Origin of the sequence: Nocardioides terrigena (assembly GCF_003047265.1) — a bacterium.
GTDB lineage: Bacteria > Actinomycetota > Actinomycetes > Propionibacteriales > Nocardioidaceae > Nocardioides > Nocardioides terrigena.
This window is the reverse complement of sequence record NZ_PZYY01000012.1, coordinates 93717-113602: the sequence shown is the minus strand read 5'-3', so window position 1 is coordinate 113602 and position 19886 is coordinate 93717. Positions and strand designations below refer to the sequence as shown.

The window sequence follows — 19886 nt, the reverse complement described above, 5'->3', positions numbered from 1 at the left end:
GACCTCAAGGATCGGGATCGACGAGTGCTCACCCACCGGCTGGACTCAGGCACCACCATGGCCCAAAGCCACCGGGTACGTCCCCATTAGGATCGTCGGGTGCGCATCCGGCTCGACCTGTCCTACGACGGGACCGACTTCAAGGGCTGGGCCGTCCAGCCGTCGCTGCGGACGGTCCAGGGCACGCTCGAGGAGGCGCTGGCCACCGCGCTGCGGGTCCCGGCGGCGCGCGTCGTGTGTGCCGGGCGCACCGACACCGGGGTCCACGCCCGCGGGCAGGTGGTCCACCTGGACGTCGCCCCCGAGAGCCTGACCGGGTCGTCCGGGCGCAGGGGGGACTCGCCGATGGAGGCGCTGGCCCGCCGGCTGAACGGCATCCTGCCGCCCGACGTGCACGTACGCCGCGCGCTCGAGGCTCCGGAGGGTTTCGACGCCCGCTTCTCGGCGACCTGGCGGCGCTACGCCTACCGGGTGGCCGACGACCCCGTCCTGGTGGACCCGCTGGTGCGCTCGCACGTGCTGGCGTGGCCGAAGCAGCTGGACCTCGATGCGATGAACACCGCGTCCCGGGCGCTCCTCGGGCTGCGGGACTTCGCGTCCTTCTGCCGACGACGCGAGGGCGCCACCACGGTCCGCACCCTCATGGAGCTCGAGTGGACCCGGGACGAGACGGGGATCGCGGTCGCGCGCGTCGTGGCCGACGCGTTCTGCCACAGCATGGTGCGTTCCCTGGTCGGCTGCCTGCTGGCCGTCGGGGACGGGCGCCGGCCCCCGGAGTGGGCGGCCGAGACGCTGGCGGGGCGTCGCCGGAACCCCGCCGTGACCGTCGTACACGCCCACGGGCTGACGCTGGAGGAGGTCGGCTATCCGGAAGGGGCCGAGCTCGCCGCGCAGGCCGAACGGGCCCGCAACACCAGGGAGGCCATGGATGACTGAGGACCACGACCACTACTTCAGCGCGGACCCGAGCGTGCCGTTCGAGCGCGAGACGTTCACCGCGTCCGTGTGGGGGCACGAGCTCGAGCTCACGAGTGGTGCCGGGGTGTTCAGCCGGGGGCACCTCGACCACGCGACCGCCGTGCTCTTCCGGGAGGTGGAGCCGCCGGTCGCCGGGCGCTTCCTCGACCTCGGCTGCGGGTACGGCGTCATCGGGCTGGCCATCGCCACCGCCGTCCCGCTCTCCTCGGTGATCGGCCTCGAGGTCAACGAGCGGGCCATCCTGCTGGCCAACGAGAACGCCGCCGGGCTCGGCGTGGGCGGCCACTTCGTCGCCTGCCGGGCGGCCGACGTCCCCTCGGACATGCAGTTCGACGAGATCTGGTCCAACCCGCCGATCCGCATCGGCAAGGAGGCACTGCACGAGCTGCTGCTCACGTGGCTGCCCCGGCTCGCACCGGGCGGGCGCGCGGTGATGGTCGTCGGCAAGAACCTCGGTGCCGACTCGCTGCAGCGGTGGCTGGGGGAGCAGGGCTACCCAACGACGCGGCTGGCGTCGGCCAAGGGCTTCCGGGTGCTGGAGGCCCGGCGGGGCTGAGCCGCCGCCGGGCGCACCTGCACGTGGTCGACCGGTCCGGTCAGGACTCGGTCAGGACTCGATCTGCTCGATGATCGCGTCGACGTCGGTGTCGGAGAAGAGCGGCAGGATGATCATCGTCCAGTCCGACCGCTTGTCGTCGAGCGCGCTCGCGAGGTCCCAGGCGGCCTGGGCGGTCATCGGTCCGAGGCGGACGACGTCGCCGGCCTCCTCGTCCTCGAAGTCGGTGTCGACCTCCACCATCCAGGTGTCCGACCAGTCGGTCGCGAAGTCTTCGAACGCGGCGTCCTTGTCGTCCGGGGTGTCCTCGGCGACGGGGAAGATGAGGCCCATGTGAGTTCCGTTCGTGTCGGGTGGAGCGGACGGGTTCATCGTGGCACGGCACGCACGGGCGCGGGTACGCCGCGGGGTGACGACTGTGCGTGGAAGCACGTGCCCGTGGGCGTGCGTGGTGCTTCTGCGCACACTCGATGCGGGGGCCGGGGTCAGCGACCGGCGCGGATCAGGTCGACGACGTCGGCGGTGGGGCGCACGTCGCCGTACGAGCGGTACACGACGTGCAGGGTGGCGTTGTGGTCCCGGTCGCGCATGGCGGCGCAGGCGTCGGCGACGAGGATGACCCGGAGGTCGAGGGTGGCGGCGTCCCGGACGCTGGCCTCGACGCAGACGTTGGTGACCGTGCCCGTCATGACGATCGTGTCGATGCCCCGCTCCGCCAGCAGGCCGGGCAGGTCGCTGCTGCCGGGGAAGAACGCGCTGCGCTCCGTCTTCTCCGCGACGAGGTCCTCGTCGTCGACCGACAGCCCCGGCCACAGGCGCTCGGCCGGAGTGCCTGGACCTCCCGACCGGGCGTAGCGCTCGGCGACCTCGTCGCCCAGGTGCTCGCGCTCGCGGGCGGTGGGCTCGCGGTAGCCGGGCACGACCCAGGCCACCACGCCACCGGCGGAGCGGAGCTCGTCGGCAAGGAGGTTGACGTGGGGGACGATGCCGCGGCAGTGGGCCGACTCCTCGACGAAGAACGGCACGAGGTCGATGACCACCAGGGCGGTGCGCGCCGGATCCAGGGACTCGAAGGCGAAGCGGCGGCCGCGGCGCTGCTCGTGGCGGAGGTACTCGCGCTCCTCGACGAGCCAGTCGTGGAGGGCGACGTCGGTGGCAGGCATGAGGGCGAGCGTACGTCGGACGGCGGGGGTTTCGAGGCTCGCTTCGCTCGCACCTCAACCACCGAGTGAGCGGTGCTACGGCGATCAGGCGGGCCGCGTGGCGACGAGCACGCCGATCTTGTCGATCCGGTGCTCGGGGTTGTCGAACTCGTCGGACCAGTAGTTGCCCGCGGCGTGGTCCTCGAGGGTGGCGCAGGTCGACAGGGTGATCATCGGCCGGGTCGCCTCGACGCCGGGACGACCGGGCACCGGGGCGCGCTGGGCGGCCAGCGACTCCTGCGAGCGGAAGGACGTCCAGCGGGTGCGGCGTACCTCGTAGACGTGCACGGTGTCGCCCACCCGCACCAGCACCCGACTGCCCCTCGGCAGGGACGGCAGGTAGCGGAACGGCTCGGTCGAGGAGAGTCGGTGCCCGGTCACGATGTGGTTGCCGACCTCCCCTGCGGCCACACCGCCGCCCGGCCCGCGGGGCGACGCGAGGTCGCCGTCGTTCTGGATCTCCGTGCCGGGAGCGTCGTCGGGCGACCCGCGGTAGCGCACGACCGGGAAGTCCCGCAGGCCGAGCCGCGGGACGGTGAGGTACGCCCGGCGGGGCTCGGGGGCCGGAGCTGCGTCCGCGGTGGCCGGCTCGGAGGTGGTCGATGACGTGGGCGCCGGCGAGGTGGGCGCCGGGGTGCGCGGCAGCACCCACGGGGGAGGTGAGTAGGACCTCGACCCCGCCGGCTCGGCGCCGGATGCAGCGGACGGCCCGGTCGAAGGGGAGGCGGACGGATCGGGCAGCGGCGGCGTGGCCCACGGCGACGAGCACCCGGTGACCAGCGCGCAGCCGAGCGCCACCGCGACCACCCGTCGTACGCCTGCCATCCCTCCACGCTAGGCCCGGGGCACAAGTCCACCTGCAAGAGTGGACCCATGACGTACGACGCAGCCGAGGACCGCTACGACTCCATGGACTACCGCTCGACCGGCCGGAGCGGGCTCAAGCTCCCGGCGCTGAGCCTGGGCCTGTGGCAGAACTTCGGGACCGACCGCTCCGAGGAGACCCAGCGGGCGATCCTGCGGCGCGCGTTCGACCGCGGAGTGACGCACTTCGACCTGGCCAACAACTACGGCCCGCCCTACGGCCGCGCCGAGGAGAACTTCGGCCGCTACCTCCGCGACGACTTCGCGCCCTACCGCGACGAGCTCGTCATCTCGACCAAGGCCGGCTACGACATGTGGCCCGGCCCCTACGGCCAGGGCGGCGGCAGTCGCAAGTACATGCTCGCCAGCCTCGACCAGTCGCTGGACCGGATGGACCTGGACTACGTCGACATCTTCTACAGCCACCGCTTCGACCCCGAGACGCCCCTCGAGGAGACGATGACGGCACTCGACACCGCGGTGCGCAGCGGACGGGCCCTGTACGTCGGGATCTCGTCGTACTCCGCCGACAAGACGCGGGAGGCGGCGACCATCGCCCGCGAGCTCGGCACCCCGCTGCTCATCCACCAGCCGTCCTACTCGATGCTCAACCGCTGGATCGAGGGGGACCTGCTCGACGAGATCGAGGAGCAGGGGATGGGCTGCATCGTCTTCACCGCGCTCGCCCAGGGCCTCCTGACCGACCGCTACCTCCAGGGCGTCCCGGGGGACAGTCGCGCGGCCCGCGACGACAGCACGCTGGCCGGCCTCGAGGACGACGTGCTCGACCGGGTCCGGGCGCTCAACGAGATCGCCGAGCAGCGCGGGCAGAAGCTCGCCCAGCTCGCGCTCCAGTGGGCGTTGCGCGACCCGCGGGTGACCAGCGCGGTGATCGGCGCGAGCAGCGTCGAGCAGCTCGACACCAACCTCGACGCCCTCGACGGTCCGCCGCTGACCGACGACGAGCTGGCCGCGATCGACCGGCACGCCGTCGACTCCGGCATCAACCTGTGGGCCAAGCAGACCGAGGAATGAGCACCCCCTCTCGCGTGGTCGTCGTCGGGGCCGACGCGGCGGGCATGTCCGCGGCGCACCAGGCGCTGCGGACCGCCCGGCGCACCGGCCGCGAGCTCGCGATCACCGTCCTGGAGCGCAGCACCCACACGTCGTACTCCGCGTGCGGGATCCCCTACTGGATGGCCGGCGACGTCGACTCCGGCGACGACCTCGTCGCCCGGACCGCCGAGCGGCACCGCGCGGCCGGGATCGACCTGAGGCTGGGCACCGAGGCGGTCTCCGCCGACCTCGCGGCCCGCACGGTGACGACCGCGGGCGGGGAGGTGCTGGACTACGACGAGCTGGTGGTGGCGACCGGTGCGCCCGCGATCGTGCCGGACTGGGCGCTGCGCCCCGACGGCACGCCGTACGACACGGTCGGTCCGGTCAAGACGCTCGACGACGGCGCGGCGTGGCTGGACCGCTTCGACGCCGCCGGCGACGGCGCCCACGTGGTGGTCGTGGGCGCGGGCTACATCGGGGTCGAGGTCGCCGAGGCGGCGCTGCGCCGCGGCCTCGGGGTGACGGTGCTGACCCGCGGGCACGGGCTGGCCCTGCTGGAGGAGGAGATGTCCGAGCGGGTGGCCGTGGCGCTGTGCGACGCGGGGGCCGAGGTCGTGCTCGGCGCCGAGGTGACGGGCCTGGAGGTCGACGGCGACCGGGTCACCGGGGTGCACTGGGACGGCGGCACCCGCGACGCGGACCTGGTCGTCCTGGCGATCGGGGTGCGGCCCGGGACCGCCTTCCTCGACGGCTCGGGGCTGGAGACCGCCGCCAACGGCGCCCTGCGCCCGGACCCGCACGGACGCGTGGCCGAGCACGTGTGGGCGGCCGGAGACTGCTGCGAGGTACGCCGCCGCGTCGACGACCGCTGGGTCTTCCGGCCCCTGGGCACCCACGCCACCAAGCACGGACGGGCGCTGGGCGACTCGCTCGCGGGCGGGACGCTGTCCTTCCCGGGGGTCGTGGACACCTCGATCACCCGCTTCGCCGCGGGTGGGGAGTACCTCGAGATCGCCCGCACCGGGCTGGGTCGCGCGGAGGCCAAGGCCGCCGGGCTGGACCCGGTCGCCCTCGTGACCGAGGGGAGCACCGCGAGCGGTTACATGCCCGAGGCCGATCCGATCGCCGTGTGGGTGATGGCCGACCGGGGCACCCGGCGGCTGCTGGGCGTGCAGGTCGTGGGCGGTCGCGGTGCGGGCAAGCGGGTCGACGCCGCGGCGGCGGTCCTGTGGGCCGGCGGCACGGTCGACGACCTGGCCTGGATGGACCTCGCCTACGCCCCGCCGTTCTCGACGGCGTGGGACGTCCTGCAGATCGCCGCCCGGCGGGTGGCCGAACGGTTCTGAGCCGTCCGGGCCACCCGCGTGGGGGTCACACGCCGGAGACGGCCTTGCGCACCTCGTTGACGCACAGCGCGACGAAGGCCAGCGCGATGATCGCCATCAGCACGTTGGAGTGGAGCTTGTTGCGCCACTCGACCGGCGTGCGGTCGGTGTTGAGCAGCCACAGCAGCGTGACTGCGAGGAACGGCATGAAGAACGCGCCCAGCACGCCGTAGGCGAGGATCAGCCAGACCGGCTTGCCGAGGAACAGCATCGCCATGGGCGGGAAGGTCAGCCACAGGATGTAGGCCTTGTACCACTTGCCGCCGGCGCGGGCGTCCGCGTCCTCGCTCGTGCCGCCGCGGACGTTGGTCATGAAGTCGGCGAACATCAGGCTCACGCCGTTCCACACACCGACGAGCGACGACATCGCGGCCGCCCAGAACCCGATGAGGAACACCTTGCCGGCCCACTCGCCGTACCGGTCCTGGAGCACCACGGCCAGGTCGACCAGACCGGCGTCGCCCTGCTCGATCGCCACGCTGGTGGAGTAGAGGAGCTCGGCGCCGACGACGAGGGTGGCGAGCACGAAGATGCCGGTCACGACGTAGGCGACCGTGTTGTCGATGCGCATGACCCGCATGTAGGACGGCGAGGACCAGCCCTTCTCGCGCAGCCAGTAGCCGTACGCCGCGAGGGTGATGGTGCCGCCGACGCCGCCGGCCAGGGCCAGGGTGTTGACCAGCCCGCCGTCGGGGATGCGCGGGGCGAGCCCGGTGAGCAGCTCGGGGATGTTGGGCGTGGTCAGGAGCGCGGCGCCGACCATGGTGACGAACATCAGCCCGACCAGGGCGGCCAGCACCTTCTCGAACGTGCTGTAGCGACCGCTCCACACCAGGGCCAGGCCGATGAGACCGGAGAGGATGCCCCACCACGTGACCGACAGGACCCCGGTGAGCCCGGCGAGCGCGAGCCCGGTGCCGGCCATCGCCGCGGCGCCGTACACGAAGCCCCAGATGACGATGTAGGGGGCGAAGTACCACGTCGTCCAGATGCCCAGCGAGCGCCAGCCCTCGAAGATCGTGCGGCCGGTGGAGAGGGAGTAGCGACCCGCCCCCTCGACCAGGACGATCTTCATCAGGCAGCCCACGACCACGCACCACAGGAGCGTGTAGCCGAACTTCTGACCGGCGATCAGGGTGGCGACGAGGTCGGCCGCGCCGACGCCGGTGGCGGCGACGACGAGGCCGGGACCGATGACGCGCCACTTGGGGACGGTGGACGTGGTGGGTTCGTTCTGGACGGACATGCGCACCACCCTAAAGTGGTCCAGACCACTTCCGACACGCCGCCCGCCGGATTTAACGCGTGGCCGCAGGCCCGCGCGTCACGGACAATGGCCGGCGTGGGACATGTGGATGTGTCGGGAGTGCGCTACGAGCTGCCCGACGGACGAGTACTTCTCGACGACGTCGACTTCCGGGTCGGTGACGGGGCCAAGGTCGCGCTGGTCGGCGCCAACGGCGCCGGCAAGACGACCCTGCTGCGGATCGTGACCGGCGACCTCGTCCCGCACGCGGGCGCGGTCACCCGCTCCGGCGGGCTGGGCGTCATGCGCCAGTTCGTCGGCCACGGGGGGATCGACGAGACGGTCGCCGACCTGCTCCTCAGCGTCGCCCCGCCGCGGGTGCAGGCGGCCTCGCGCGCGGTCGACGAGTGCGAGCTCGCGCTCATGGAGACCGACGACGAGGCGACGCAGATGCGCTACGCCGAGGCGCTGTCGGAGTACGCCGACGCGGGTGGCTACGACCTCGAGGTCACCTGGGACACGTGCACCGTCGCATCGATGGGCCTGCCCTACGACCGGGCCCGGCACCGCTCGCTCTCGACCCTCTCCGGCGGTGAGCAGAAGCGGCTGGTGCTGGAGTACCTCCTGCGCGGCCCCGACGAGGTGCTGCTGCTCGACGAGCCCGACAACTACCTCGACGTGCCGGGCAAGATCTGGCTCGAGCAGCGCATCCGCGAGTCGGCCAAGACGATCCTGTTCATCAGCCACGACCGCGAGCTGCTGGCCAACACCGCGACCCGGATCGTGACCGTCGAGCTGGGCGCGGCCGGCAACCTGGTCTGGACGCACCCGGGCGGGTTCGCGAGCTACCACGAGGCCCGCGAGGACCGCTTCCTGCGCTTCGAGGAGCAGCGCCGCCGCTGGGACGAGGAGCACGCCAAGATCAAGGCGCTCGTGCTGCGGCTCAAGATCAAGTCCGAGTACAACGACGGCATGTCCTCGCAGTACCGCGCCGCCCAGACGCGGCTGCGCAAGTTCGAGGAGGCCGGGCCGCCGACCGAGCAGCCGCGCGAGCAGCAGGTGTCGATGCGCCTCAAGGGCGGTCGCACCGGCAAGCGCGCCGTCGTGTGCACCGACCTCGAGCTCACCGGGCTGATGAAGCCTTTCGACCTCGAGGTCTGGTACGGCGAGCGCGTCGCCGTCCTGGGGTCCAACGGCTCCGGCAAGTCGCACTTCCTGCGGCTGCTGGCGGCCGGGGGCAGCGACCCCGACGTGGAGCACCGCCCGGTGGGGGAGCCGCCCGCACCGGTGCCGCACACCGGCAAGGCCAAGCTGGGCGCCCGGGTGCGTCCCGGGTGGTTCGTGCAGACCCACGACCACCCCGAGCTGCGCGGCAAGACGCTGCTGGAGGTCCTGCACCGTGGGGACGGCCAGCCCGCCGGGCAGGGCCGCGCCGGGATGGGCCGCGAGCAGGCGAGCCGGGTGCTCGACCGCTACGAGCTCGCCCACGCCGGGGAGCAGACATTCGAGTCGCTCTCGGGGGGCCAGCAGGCGCGCTTCCAGATCCTGCTGCTCGAGCTGAGCGGAGCGACCCTGCTGCTCCTCGACGAGCCCACCGACAACCTCGACGTGCAGAGCGCCGAGGCCCTGGAGGCCGGCCTCGACGCCTTCGACGGCACGGTGCTCGCGGTCACCCACGACCGGTGGTTCGCCCGGGGCTTCGACCGGTTCCTGGTCTACGGCGCCGACGGCGAGGTCTACGAGTCCGACGGGCCGGTCTGGGACGAGGGCCGGGTGGCCCGGTCGCGATGAGGGAGCTGGAGATCCGGGAGCTCGACCCGGCCGACGACGCCGCGCTCGACGCGTGGCACCACGTGTACGCCGCAGCCGAGCGGCACGAGCTCGGAGACGTCGCCGCGGTGTGGCAGCTCGAGGAGGTCCGGGCCCTGATGCAGGACCGGGGATCGCACTCGTGGTCCGGTGGGTGGTCGGGCCTCGTCGCCGGCGAGACGGTGGCCAGCGGCTGGATGCGCACCCCGCTGCTGGACAACCCGGAGCTGGCCGAGATGACGGTGCACGTCCTGCCCGACCACCGGCGCCGCGGGCACGGCTCGGCCATGCTGCGGCACCTCGAGGGTGTCGCCGCCGAGCGGGGGCGACGGGTGCTCACCGGCCTCGCCTCCTGGCCGTACGCCGCGGGATCCGACGGGGCGGGCGCGTCCGGGCCGTCCTTCGCGGCCGCCCGCGGCTGGTCGCTCGCGCTGTCGGAGGTGCAGCGCGAGCTCACGCTCCCGGTGGCGGCCGGGGTCCTGGACCGCCTGGCCGAGGAGGCGGCGCGTGCCCACGCGGCGTACACGCTGAGGTCGTGGGTGGGGCCGGTCCCCGACGACCTGCTCCACGGGTGGGCCGAGCTGACGTCGAGCCTGGCGACGGAGGCGCCGACGGGCGACCTCGAGCTCGAGCCCGAGGCGGTCAGCACCGAGGCGGTCCGCGAGCGCGAGGCGACGATCGAGCGGCAGGGCCGCACGAAGTACAACACCGTGGCCCTCGACGCCGACGGCGTCGTGGTCGCCTACACCGACCTGGCGACCACGGTCCACGAGCCGGGGCGGGCCTACCAGTGGGGGACCCTGGTGCGGAGCGACCACCGCGGCCACCGGCTGGGGGTGGCGGTCAAGGTCGCCAACCTGCGCCTGCTCGAGCGCGAGCGCCCGGACGTGCGCCGGCTGACGACCTACAACGCCGAGGTCAACGCGCACATGGTCGGCGTCAACGAGGCGATGGGCTTCGTGCCGGTGGCCCGGCTCGGGGACTTCCAGAAGCGCCTGGACTGAGCCCCGAGCCGGGTCGGGTTCAGCTGGTCGGGACGCCGCCCTCCGGGGGAGCGTCGTCGGCCTGGCCGGAGTCGTCCGTGGTGATCTCGGCGTCGCCGATGTCGGTCACCAGCACGTCGGTGAGCGGCTCGCCCACGCCGCCCTCGAGCTCGACGACCCGCATGCCGGAGATGCCCATGTGGCTGTCCGCGCTGTAGCGGAACGGCGCCAGCTGGGGGCCCTCCCACTCGGTGCCACCCTCCTCGATGGCCTCGACGAGGCCGTCGCGGGTGAGGTCCTCACCGGCCGCCTCGAGCGCCTGCACGAACGCGTAGGCCTGGGACATGCCGTAGATGCGGTAGTTGGTGAGCTCGCCGTCGTCACCGTGCTCGTCCCACACCTGCTGCCACAGCTCGACCCACGGGTCGTCGGCGCTGTCGATGCCGGGGATGTACTCGGTGGTCATCACGCCGTCGAGCGCCGCGGAGCTGCCGGCCACGGCACCCTCGGAGAAGCGCTCCAGCAGCGAGCCGACCAGCGCCGGGTCGGAGCCGATGTTGGCGTAGAACCACTGCGGCTTGTAGCCGGTCTTGAGCGCGACCAGCTGGCTGAGCGCGGTGTAGGACGGGGTGTTGAACGCCAGCACCAGGTCGGCGTCCTTGGCCTGGAGCCCGGAGACCTGAGGCGCGACGTCGGTGTTGCCGGAGGTGTAGCGCTCGACCGCGACGATCTGGTCGTCGACGAACTGGCGCACGCCCTTCTCCGCGTCCTCACCCAGGTCGTCGTCCTGCAGGAAGAGGCCGACCTTGGCGTCGGGCATGTTCTCGGCGACCCACTGGCCGATGATCTTGCCCTCCGACTCGTAGTCGGGCTGCCATCCGAAGGTCAGCGGCCGGTTCTCGACGTCGTCGCCCCACTGGAGCGAGCCCGAGGAGACCATCAGCTGGGGGACGCCCTCGTCGTTGAGGTAGTCGGCGACCGAGGCCTGGGTCGGCGTGCCCAGCGAGCCGACGGTGGCGAAGACCTCGTCCTTGAGCACCAGCTCGTTGGTGACCGTGCTGGTGGTCGTCGGGTTGTAGCCGTCGTCCTTGACGATGTACTCGATCTGGCGGCCGTGGATGCCGCCCTGCTCGTTGACGTAGTCGAAGTAGGCCTTCGCGCCCGTCGGGATCTCGGAGTAGCCGGGGGCCGCGACGCCGGTCAGCGGGAACGTGCCACCGATCGTCACGGTGTCGTCGGTGACGCCGGGGTCGGCCACGGCCGCCTCGCCGTCGGAGCTGTCGCGTCCGCCCGCTCCGCACGCCGTGAGGGCCAGGGCCGCGGCGAGGGCGGCGACCAAGGGGCCGCCACCCCGGATGTGTCTCGTCATGATGCTGTTCCCTTCGATGTGGTGGTGGGGGATGTCGTACGACGGCGGGACCGGGCCCGCTGGAGGCCGCTGCGCAGCGACCCGACGATGCCGGTGGGGGCGAGCAGGATCACGGCGACCATCACCAGCCCGTAGACCAGCGGGGCGAGCTCGGCGGCCTGGATGTCGCTCAGCCCGGCGTTGCGGCCGATGTCGGTGACCACGCTGGGCAGGAAGGTGAGCAGGGCGGCGCCGATGAGCGCGCCGGCGAGGCTGCCGAGCCCGCCGAGCACGATCGCGGCGAGGAGGGTGAGGCTGAGCGTCAGGGTGAACGCGCTCGGGGCCGCCAGCTTGACCGTGAACGCCAGGATCGCGCCCGCCGCGCCGGCCGCGGCGGCGCTCACCATGAAGGCCGAGACGCGGGCACGACCCAGGTCGATGCCGGCCAGCTCCGCGGAGACCTCGTCGTCGCGCACGGCGCGCCAGCGGCGACCGGTGCGGCCGGCGCTGAGGTTGGCGAGGAGCAGGAAGACGACGATCAGCGTCAGCCACCCGACGTACGCCGTGAAGCGCGAGCGGGTGAGGTCCTGGCCGGTCACGAAGAACACCGCGTCGAGCACCCACACCGGGATGTCGGGCATCACGACGCGCAGGCCCTGCTCGCCGCCGAGGGTCTCCTTGAAGTAGAGCGCGATGCCCGGCACCGCAACCGCGAGGGCCAGGGTCGCGCCGGCGAGGTAGGGGCCGTGCAGGCGGGCGGCGGCCAGCCCGACGGCGGCGCCGACGACGAGGGTGACGGCCACCGCGGCGAGGACGACCACGGTCAGCGGCACGGTGGCGTCGCGGTCCGGCAGCAGGAGCGCCGAGGTGTAGGCGCCGATGGCCATCAGCGCGCCGTGCCCCAGCGAGATCTGGCCGTTGATGCCGGTGAGCACGGTCAGTCCGCCGGCGGCGATGCCGAGGTAGGCCATCGATGCGAGCTGGGTGTTGCGGTAGTCGGAGACGCTCTCGACCACCACGACCACGACCAGGAGGCCGACCAGTGCCAGGAACAGGTGCCGGGCGAGCACGTGCCGGCGCAGGGACACGATCCGGTCGCGCATCAGACCCTCCGCTCCGGCGCCTGGGCGAAGAGGCCGCCGGGCTTGAGGGTGAGGACGAGCATCAGGATCACCAGCGCCGCCAGGGCGACGAGCTGGCTGCCGACGTACCCGCTCACGAAGCTCAGCGAGACGCCCAGGATGAGGCCGCCGACCACCGCGCCCAGCGGGCTGTCGAGGCCGCCGAGCACGGCGGCGACGAAGCCGAAGACCACGACCGAGTCCATGTACGACGGGTGGACCAGGCTGCCACCGGCGATCAGCAGGCCGGCCAGCGAGCCGACCACCGAGGCCAGCGCCCAGCCGAGGGTGAGCATGGCGCCGACCTTGACGCCGAGCAGCCTCGCGACCTCCTGGTTGAAGGCCGACGCGCGCATCCGCAGCCCCACGTCGGTGTAGCGGAAGAGCGCCACCAGCAGGCCCATCACCACGAGGACGGAGACGATCGTGAAGACGCCGAAGCCGTTGAGGGCGATGGTGGTGCCCCCGACGGTCAGCCCCTCGAGGCCGAAGGGGGCGGGGAAGGACCGGTAGCGGTTGCCGAAGATCACCGCCGCCAGGCCGTGCAGGACGATGAAGAGGCCCAGGGTGAGGATCACGGCGTTGATCTCGGCCTTGCCCTCGACCGGTCGGATGACCACCCGCTCGATCACGGCGCCGAGGACGAGGCCGGAGACCAGCGCGGCGACGAAGCCGAGCCAGTAGCTGTAACCGGCGTCGATCACGACCAGCGCGACGAACGTGGTGAGCATCGCCATCGGGGCCTGGGCGAAGTTGACGATCCGGGTCGAGCGCCAGATCAGCACCAGGGCGAGGGCGAACGCGGCGTAGACCATCCCGAGGGTCAGGCCGGTGAGGGCGGTGTTGAAGAACTGCTGCACAGGGAGGCTCCTGGTCGGGGTTCAGAATCCGAGGTAGGCGTGGCGGAGCTGGTCGTCCCCGGCCAGCTCGTCGGCAGGGGCGTCGGCGACGACGCGTCCGAGGTTGAGCACGACGCCGTGGTCGGCGACGGAGAGGGCGCTGCGGGCGTTCTGCTCGACGAGCAGCACGCTGAGCCCCTCGTCGCGCACGAGGGTGCGCACCAGGCCGAAGATCTGCGCGACGATCCGCGGGGCCAGCCCGAGGGAGGGCTCGTCGAGCAGCAGCATCGTCGGCCGGGCCATCAGCGCCCGTCCGATGACGAGCATCTGCCGCTCCCCGCCCGACAGGGTGCTGGCCAGGGCGGCGTTGCGGTCGCCGAGGATCGGGAAGAGGTCGTTGACCCGCTCGAGGTCGGAGGCCGACACGCGGCCGCCGCGGCCGAGGCCACCGAGGCGGAGGTTCTCCTCGACGGTCAGCTCGGTGATGACCCCGCGTCCCTCGGGGACGTGGGCCAGGCCGAGGCGGGGCATCTTCTCGGCTGCCACCGACTCGAGCCGGGTGCCGTCGAAGTCGATGGCGCCGCTGCGGGCGCGGTGCAGGCCCGAGACGGTGCGCAGGAGGGTGGTCTTGCCGGCGCCGTTGGCACCGAGGACGGCCGTGATCTCGCCCTTGCGGGCGGTGAGCGAGACGTCCTCGAGCGCGGTGACCGGGCCGTAGCCCGCGGTCAGGGAGGTGAGGGTCAGCATCAGTGCACGTCCTCGCCGAGGTAGGCCGCGAGCACCGCGGGGTCGCCCTGGACCTCGTCGGGGGTGCCGTGGGCGATGACCCTGCCGAAGTCGAGGACGGTGATCTCGTCGCAGACCCGCATCACCAGGTCCATGTGGTGCTCGACGAGGAGGACCGACATCTGCTCGGTGAGCGCGCGCACCAGGTCGCCGAGCTCCTCCATCTCACCGGCCGACAGCCCGCTGGCGGGCTCGTCGAGGAGCAGCAGGTCGGGCTCGGAGACCAGCGCCCGCGCCAGCGCCACCCGCTTGCGGATGGGGTAGGGCAGGCTCGGCGGGTAGCGGTCGGCGTACGACGCGACGCCGAGGTCGTCGAGCACCCGGTGGGCCCGGTCGCGCAGCACCCGCTCGTCCGCGCCGGCCCGGGGCAGGGCCAGCAGGGAGCCGAGGAAGCCCGAGCGGGCGTGGTGGTCGGCGCCGACCATGACGTTGTCGAGCACCGTCATCCGGTCGAAGAGACCGAGCCCCTGGAGGGTGCGGGCCATGCCGAGGCGGGGGAGGTCGCGCGGGCGCAGGCCCTCGACCCGCTCCCCGCGTCGTACGACGTCGCCGCTGTCGGGCTGCACGAAGCCGCACGCGACGTTGAAGAGGGTGGTCTTCCCGGCACCGTTGGGGCCGATGACCCCGTGCACCTGGCGCGGGCCGACCGTGAGGCCGACGTCCTGGAGGGCGGTGAGCCCGCCGAAGGTGACGGTGATGCCGCTGAGCTGGAGTTCGGTCACGAGCGCGTCTGACCTCCGGGTCCGAGATGTGATGCGCACCACTCTGGCCACCATGGGCGCCGAGCACATTGGGCGGACTGCACAAGATCCGCGGCGGAAATGTCTTTCCCGCTGGCGCTCTGTGTGCAGGGAGTGACACGGTGGCGGCGTGTCCCGGGCCAGCGAGAGTGCGAGCGAGCGCGCGCACGTGACCGCCGCCTCGTGGACCGACCCGGAGCCCGACGCCGTGGCCAGGGCCTGGCGACTGGTGCTGCACCGGGCCGACGAGATCGCCGACGTCATCTCGTCGCGGTTGCTGGCCAAGGACCTCGACGCCTACCGCACGATCAGCCCGCACCTGCCCGACGACGTGCGCCACAGCTGCCGCGAGCACATCCGCCGCGGGCTGCAGAACCTCTCCGGCGTCAGCACGGACACCGCCACGGCCGTCGAGCTGTGGCGGGAGACCGGGAGGCGCCGCGCCCGGCAGGGCGTGCCCCTGGAGCTGGTCCTCAACGCCTACACGATGGGCGCGCGGGTGCTGTGGGAGGCGCTCACCGAGACCGCGATGTCACACGAGCACGTGCCCGACGCCGACCTGCTGGGCGCCGCCCGCGGGGTGTGGGCCAACCTCGACGTCCAGAACGCCGTGCTCATCGAGGCCTACCACCGCGAGCGGGACCGGGTGCAGCGCCGCGACCAGCAGCGCCAGCAGACCGTCCTCGACGGCCTGGTCGACGGTCGGGGAGGCGACCCGTCGTACGCCGCCGGGGCAAGGGCGGCCCTCGGCGTCGCTCCGGACCACGCGGTCTCCTGCGTGGTGGTGCTCGCCGACGGCGAGGGGGCCGACGTGGTCGGTCCGGTCGAGGACCGGCTCGACCGGCAGGGCCTGGTCTCCCACTGGCACGTCCGCTCGGGCGTCGCGTACGGGCTGGTCTCCGGCGCCCTGCCCGACGAGGCGGTCCTGGTCGAGCTGCTCGCGCCGGTGGCGGCCGGGCGGGTCGCCGTCGCCGGGAGTGCCGGCGGCCTGGCGGGCTTCGGCACCGCGTTCCAGCTCGCCCTGCGGGCGGCCGAGACACTGCCGTCCGGGCAGGCCGGGGCGGTCGGCGTCACCGACCGGCTGCCGGAGGTGCTCCTGGCCGGTGACTCCCACGTGACCCCGTTGCTGGTCGCCGAGGCGTTCGGCGACCTCCTCGCCCACCCCCAGGCGGACACCCTGCTGACCACGCTGCGCGCCCTGCTCGCCCACGACGGCTCCCCGACCCACGCGGCCGAGGAGCTCTACTGCCACCGCAACACGGTGATCTACCGCCTGAAGCAGATCGAGCGCCTCACCGGACGCCAGCTCACCGAGCCGCGCGACAAGATGCTGCTCTGGCTGGCGGTCACCGCGCACGCGGCGTGAGGCACCGCGCACGCGGCGTGACGCAGGCTCAGACGAACGCGCTGATGCCCGTCTCGGCCCGCCCGATGAGCAGCTTCTGGATCTGCGAGGTGCCTTCGTAGAGGGTCATCACCCGGGCGTCGCGGAGGTACTTGGCGGCGGGGTAGTCGTCGACGTACCCGGCCCCGCCGTGCACCTGGATCGCGTTGTTGGCGGCGCGGACCGCGGCCTCGGACGCGAAGAGCTTGGCCTTGGACGCCGCGGTGCCGAACGGCTCGCCCCGGTCGACGAGGTCGGCGCAGCGCCAGACCAGCAGCCGTGCCGCGTCAGCGTCCACCGAGATGTCGGCGATCATGTCCTGCACGAGCTGGAAGCCCGCGATCGGCCTGCCGAACTGCATGCGACTGGTGGCGTACTCCACGGACGTCTCCAGGCAGCCCTGCACGATGCCCACGCAGCCGGCGGCGACCGCGAGCCTGCCCTTGTCGAGGGTGCTCATGGCGATCTTGAAGCCCTGGCCGACCTCGCCCAGCACGGCCGAGGCCGGGACGCGGACGTCGGCGAGGAAGAGCTCCGCGGTCGCCTGGCCGCGCAGGCCGAGCTTGCCCTTGATCTCGCGGGCCTCGAAGCCGGGGGTGTCGGTGGGGACGAGGAACGCCGTGACACCGCGCGGCCCGTCGTCGCTGGTCCTGGCGAAGACGAGGGCCACGTCGGCCCAGGTGCCGTTGGTGATGAAGAGCTTCTGCCCGTTGATCACCCAGTCGTCACCGTCGCGGGTCGCCCGCGAGGTGAGGTTGCCGGCGTCGGACCCGGTGTCGGGCTCGGTCAGCCCGAAGCATCCCAGCCTGCTCGCCGTGGCCAGCTGGGGGAGCCACTCCTGCTTCTGCTCCTCGGAGCCGAAGAACAGGATCGACTTGCCCACCAGGCCGCTGCTGACCGACACGATGCCGCGCAGGGCGGAATCGGCCCGGCCGAGCTCCTCCATGGCCAGCGCGTAGGTGACGTAGTCGCCGCCCAGGCCGCCGTACTCCTCGGGGATGGTCAGGCCGAAGAAGCCGATCTCGGCCATCTTGGGCACGATCGCGAGGTCGACGGCCTCGTCGCGGTCCCACCGGGTGCGGTGCGGGACCGCCTCGTTGTCGAGGAAGGTGCGCGCCAGGTCGCGGAAGGCCTGCTGCTCGTCGGAGAGGGAGAGGTCCATCAGCCCAGTGCCTCCAGGGTGTCGTGGTCGGTGACGCCCGCGGCGAGGGTGCCGAGGTGGTGGTCGCCGTCGCCGAAGAGGTGGTCGAGCACGGTCAGGTGGGCGGTGGCGGTGCCGACGGAGTACTCGGCCGTCATCGCGATGCCTCCGTGCAGCTGGATGGTCTCCTGCCCGATGTGCCGCGACGCCCGGCTGGTCTGCAGGGCGCACCGGGCGGCCGCCTCGGTGAGCCGGTCCCGGTCGCCGGTGGCGATGACCATCGTGGCCCAGTCGACGACGCTGTGCGTCAGCTCGAGCGAGACGTACATGTCCGCGGCCCGGAAGGTCAGCGCCTGGAACGTGTTGAGCGTGACGCCGAACTGCTTGCGGCTGGTGAGGTACGACGTCGTGGCCGCCAGCTGCGCCTGCATCACCCCGAGCGCCTGGTTGGCCGCCATCACCCGGGTGAGGTCGAGCATCGTGGCCAGGGTCGCGGACCGGTCGGTCGCGGTGTCGCCCAGCAGCACGGCGGGAGTGGCGTCGAGGACGATCCGCGCGGCGCGCCCCCCGTCGTACGTCGGGTAGCCGGTGCGGTCGAGCGTGTCGCCGGCCGCCGCGGGGTCGACGAGGAAGAGGCCGGTGCCGCCCTCGGGCAGCGTGGCGGTGACGACGACCTGGTCGGCGCGCGCGCCGTGGAGGACGGGGTCCTTGGTGCCGGTGAGGGTCCAGCCGTCGCCGGCCTGCGTCGCGGTGGTGCCGGGGGCGTCGGTCGCCCAGCGCGGGCCGTCGGTCTCGTCGTGGGCGACGGCGAGCACCCGCTCGCCGGCCGCGACCGCTCCGAGGACCTCGGCCCGCTGCTCGGGGGTGCCGGCGGCGGACACCAGGCCGCCGGCCAGCACCACGCCGGTGAGGTAGGGCTCGGGGGCGAGCACCCGGCCGAGCTCGCGGCACACGATGCCGATCTCGACCGGACCCGCGCCCACGCCGCCGTCGCTCTCGGCGAAGGGCAGGCCGAGGACGCCCATCTCGGCCAGCCGGCCCCAGAGGTCCTCGTCGAAGCCGGGGTCCGCCGCGGTGGTGCGGCGGCGGACCTCGTAGTCGCCGTACTGCTTGTCCAGCAGGCCGCGGACGGCATCGCGCAGGGCCTGCTGCTCGTCGTCGTACGTGAAGTCCATGTCAGAGTCCCAGGATCGTGCGGGCGATGATCTGGCGCTGGATCTCGTTGGACCCGCCGTAGATCGACGCCTTGCGGAGGTTGAGGTAGGTGGGGGCGCTGCGACGGGCCCAGCCGGCGAGCGGGGAGTCGTCGTCGGCCCCGGAGGCGATGGAGGCCGGGCCGGCGAGGTCGACGGCCAGCTCGCTGACGGCCTGCTGGAGCTCGGTGCCCTTGAGCTTGAGCACCGAGGACGCCGGGTGCGGCTCGCCGCCGGCGGAGTGGGCCACGACGCGCAGCGCGGTGAGCTCGAGGGCGAGCAGCTCGTTCTCGATCTCGACGATCCGCGCCCGCACGTAGGGGTCGTCGAGCCGGTCGCCGGCGTTGTCCTTGAGGGTCGCGAGCGCACGCTTGGTGGCGCCCACCGGGGCGACGCCGACGCGCTCGTTGCCGAGGAGGAACTTGGCGATCGTCCAGCCACCGTTGAGGTCGCCGACGAGCAGGTCACCGGGGACCCGCACGTCGGTGAACCAGACCTCGTTGACCTCGTGGCCGCCGTCGATGAGCTCGATCGGGCGCACCTCGACGCCGGGCAGCGTCATGTCGATGAGCAGCATCGAGATGCCTGCCTGCTTCTTCACCTCGGGATCGGTGCGGACCAGCGTGAAGATCCAGTCGCCGTACTGGCCGAGGGTCGTCCACGTCTTCTGCCCGTTGACGACCCAGTCGTCGCCGTCACGGACGGCGGTCGTGCGCAGGCTGGCCAGGTCGGAGCCGGCGTCGGGCTCGGAGAAGCCCTGCGACCACCAGATGTCGAGGTTGGCCGTGGCCGGCAGGAACCGCTCCTTCTGCTCCTGGCTGCCGAACTGCGCGATCACCGGGCCGATCATCGAGGCGTTGAAGGCCAGCGGCGTGGGCACGCCGGCGCGCTGCATCTCCTCGTGCCACAGGTGCCGCTGCAGGTCGCTCCACCCGCGACCGCCCCACTCCTCGGGCCAGTGCGGGACCGCGAGTCCGGCCCGGTTGAGGACCTGCTGGCTCTCCACGATCTGCTCGCGCGAGAGGTGCCGGCCCTCCAGCACCGCGTCGCGGATCCCCTGCGGGAACTCGGTGGTGAAGAACGTGCGCATCTCCTCGCGGAACGCGGCGTCCTCGGCGGACAGCTCGAGCTGCATGGGACTCCTCTGGGTCGTCGCCCGGTGGGGCGGTCCCATCATGGCGCGACCGACCACACGAGGCGATGTGCGCAGCGCCCAGTGCCGCAGCCGACCGGAGCCTGTCGGCTGCGGTCG

Annotated in this window: 19 protein-coding genes; 7 read left to right on the top strand and 12 right to left on the bottom strand. The window is 72.7% G+C overall.

Annotation, left to right across the window (positions count from 1 at the left end; translation table 11 throughout):
• Positions 1 to 99: 99 nt before the first annotated feature.
• Together truA and DAE25_RS20855 are read left to right on the top strand one after the other, a co-directional pair.
• Positions 100 to 936, top strand: a complete 837-nt coding sequence (truA, locus tag DAE25_RS20860) for a tRNA pseudouridine(38-40) synthase TruA (RefSeq protein WP_107768042.1) — start codon at positions 100 to 102, stop codon at positions 934 to 936.
• On the top strand, positions 929 to 1534 hold the full coding sequence (locus tag DAE25_RS20855; RefSeq protein ID WP_107768041.1) for a class I SAM-dependent methyltransferase: 606 nt from the start codon (positions 929 to 931) through the stop codon (positions 1532 to 1534). Before truA ends, DAE25_RS20855 begins: the two co-directional genes overlap by 8 nt.
• Positions 1535 to 1585: 51 nt before the next feature.
• Here DAE25_RS20855 and DAE25_RS20850 read toward each other — a convergent pair whose 3' ends face one another.
• From DAE25_RS20850 to DAE25_RS20840, 3 genes are all read right to left on the bottom strand, one after another.
• The gene (locus tag DAE25_RS20850; RefSeq protein WP_107768040.1) at positions 1586 to 1867 is read right to left on the bottom strand and encodes a hypothetical protein; all 282 of its coding nucleotides are present in this window, start codon (positions 1865 to 1867) and stop codon (positions 1586 to 1588) included.
• Between the two features lie 152 nt (positions 1868 to 2019).
• Positions 2020 to 2697: an isochorismatase family cysteine hydrolase gene (locus tag DAE25_RS20845; protein WP_107768039.1), complete on the bottom strand. Its 678-nt coding sequence runs from the start codon at positions 2695 to 2697 to the stop codon at positions 2020 to 2022.
• An 84-nt stretch (positions 2698 to 2781) separates the two neighbouring features.
• A complete protein-coding gene (locus tag DAE25_RS20840) occupies positions 2782 to 3561 on the bottom strand; it encodes a sortase domain-containing protein (RefSeq protein ID WP_107768038.1) in 780 nt (259 codons plus the stop codon).
• Positions 3562 to 3609: 48 nt separating this feature from the next.
• On the opposite strand from DAE25_RS20840, the gene mgrA reads away from it, so the two are divergent.
• Together mgrA and DAE25_RS20830 are read left to right on the top strand one after the other, a co-directional pair.
• A complete protein-coding gene (gene mgrA / locus DAE25_RS20835; RefSeq protein ID WP_107768037.1) occupies positions 3610 to 4635 on the top strand; it encodes an L-glyceraldehyde 3-phosphate reductase in 1026 nt (341 codons plus the stop codon).
• Positions 4632 to 6005, top strand: a complete 1374-nt coding sequence (locus tag DAE25_RS20830; protein ID WP_107768036.1) for an FAD-dependent oxidoreductase — start codon at positions 4632 to 4634, stop codon at positions 6003 to 6005. The genes mgrA and DAE25_RS20830 overlap by 4 nt, the downstream gene beginning before the upstream one ends.
• A gap of 25 nt (positions 6006 to 6030) precedes the next feature.
• Here the strand turns inward: DAE25_RS20830 and DAE25_RS20825 are convergent, their stop codons facing one another.
• Positions 6031 to 7290, bottom strand: coding sequence for an Nramp family divalent metal transporter (locus tag DAE25_RS20825; protein ID WP_107768035.1), 1260 nt, complete (start codon positions 7288 to 7290; stop codon positions 6031 to 6033).
• Between the two features lie 96 nt (positions 7291 to 7386).
• On the opposite strand from DAE25_RS20825, the gene DAE25_RS20820 reads away from it, so the two are divergent.
• Positions 7387 to 9081, top strand: coding sequence for an ABC-F family ATP-binding cassette domain-containing protein (locus tag DAE25_RS20820; RefSeq protein ID WP_107768048.1), 1695 nt, complete (start codon positions 7387 to 7389; stop codon positions 9079 to 9081).
• Positions 9078 to 10103, top strand: a complete 1026-nt coding sequence (locus DAE25_RS20815; RefSeq protein ID WP_107768034.1) for a GNAT family N-acetyltransferase — start codon at positions 9078 to 9080, stop codon at positions 10101 to 10103. Before DAE25_RS20820 ends, DAE25_RS20815 begins: the two co-directional genes overlap by 4 nt.
• A 19-nt stretch (positions 10104 to 10122) precedes the next feature.
• On the opposite strand, the gene DAE25_RS20810 is transcribed toward DAE25_RS20815, so the two are convergent.
• Genes DAE25_RS20810 through DAE25_RS20790 form a run of 5 tightly spaced genes read right to left on the bottom strand, consistent with a single transcriptional unit; the run spans position 10123 to position 14898 of the window.
• Positions 10123 to 11451 carry an ABC transporter substrate-binding protein gene (locus tag DAE25_RS20810; RefSeq protein ID WP_107768033.1) on the bottom strand — a complete coding sequence of 443 codons (1329 nt, stop codon included), beginning with the start codon at positions 11449 to 11451 and terminating at the stop codon, positions 10123 to 10125.
• On the bottom strand, positions 11448 to 12533 hold the full coding sequence (locus DAE25_RS20805) for a branched-chain amino acid ABC transporter permease (protein ID WP_107768032.1): 1086 nt from the start codon (positions 12531 to 12533) through the stop codon (positions 11448 to 11450). The genes DAE25_RS20810 and DAE25_RS20805 overlap by 4 nt, the downstream gene beginning before the upstream one ends.
• Complete coding sequence (locus tag DAE25_RS20800) at positions 12533 to 13411, bottom strand: branched-chain amino acid ABC transporter permease (RefSeq protein WP_107768031.1); 879 nt, start codon at positions 13409 to 13411, stop codon at positions 12533 to 12535. The genes DAE25_RS20805 and DAE25_RS20800 overlap by 1 nt, the downstream gene beginning before the upstream one ends.
• A gap of 21 nt (positions 13412 to 13432) precedes the next feature.
• Complete coding sequence (locus DAE25_RS20795) at positions 13433 to 14137, bottom strand: ABC transporter ATP-binding protein (RefSeq protein ID WP_107768030.1); 705 nt, start codon at positions 14135 to 14137, stop codon at positions 13433 to 13435.
• Positions 14137 to 14898 (bottom strand): ABC transporter ATP-binding protein, encoded by a 762-nt coding sequence (locus tag DAE25_RS20790; RefSeq protein WP_234411177.1) that lies wholly within the window; start codon positions 14896 to 14898, stop codon positions 14137 to 14139. Before DAE25_RS20790 ends, DAE25_RS20795 begins: the two co-directional genes overlap by 1 nt.
• A 148-nt stretch (positions 14899 to 15046) precedes the next feature.
• On the opposite strand from DAE25_RS20790, the gene DAE25_RS20785 reads away from it, so the two are divergent.
• Positions 15047 to 16282 carry a PucR family transcriptional regulator gene (locus tag DAE25_RS20785; RefSeq protein ID WP_107768028.1) on the top strand — a complete coding sequence of 412 codons (1236 nt, stop codon included), beginning with the start codon at positions 15047 to 15049 and terminating at the stop codon, positions 16280 to 16282.
• Between the two features lie 28 nt (positions 16283 to 16310).
• On the opposite strand, the gene DAE25_RS20780 is transcribed toward DAE25_RS20785, so the two are convergent.
• From DAE25_RS20780 to DAE25_RS20770, 3 genes are read right to left on the bottom strand one after another with little or no spacing between them, the layout of a single operon-like run.
• A complete protein-coding gene (locus tag DAE25_RS20780; protein ID WP_107768027.1) occupies positions 16311 to 17462 on the bottom strand; it encodes an acyl-CoA dehydrogenase family protein in 1152 nt (383 codons plus the stop codon).
• On the bottom strand, positions 17462 to 18616 hold the full coding sequence (locus tag DAE25_RS20775; protein ID WP_107768026.1) for an acyl-CoA dehydrogenase family protein: 1155 nt from the start codon (positions 18614 to 18616) through the stop codon (positions 17462 to 17464). The genes DAE25_RS20780 and DAE25_RS20775 overlap by 1 nt, the downstream gene beginning before the upstream one ends.
• 1 nt (position 18617) lies before the next feature.
• Positions 18618 to 19769: an acyl-CoA dehydrogenase family protein gene (locus DAE25_RS20770; RefSeq protein WP_056887171.1), complete on the bottom strand. Its 1152-nt coding sequence runs from the start codon at positions 19767 to 19769 to the stop codon at positions 18618 to 18620.
• Positions 19770 to 19886: the final 117 nt, after the last annotated feature.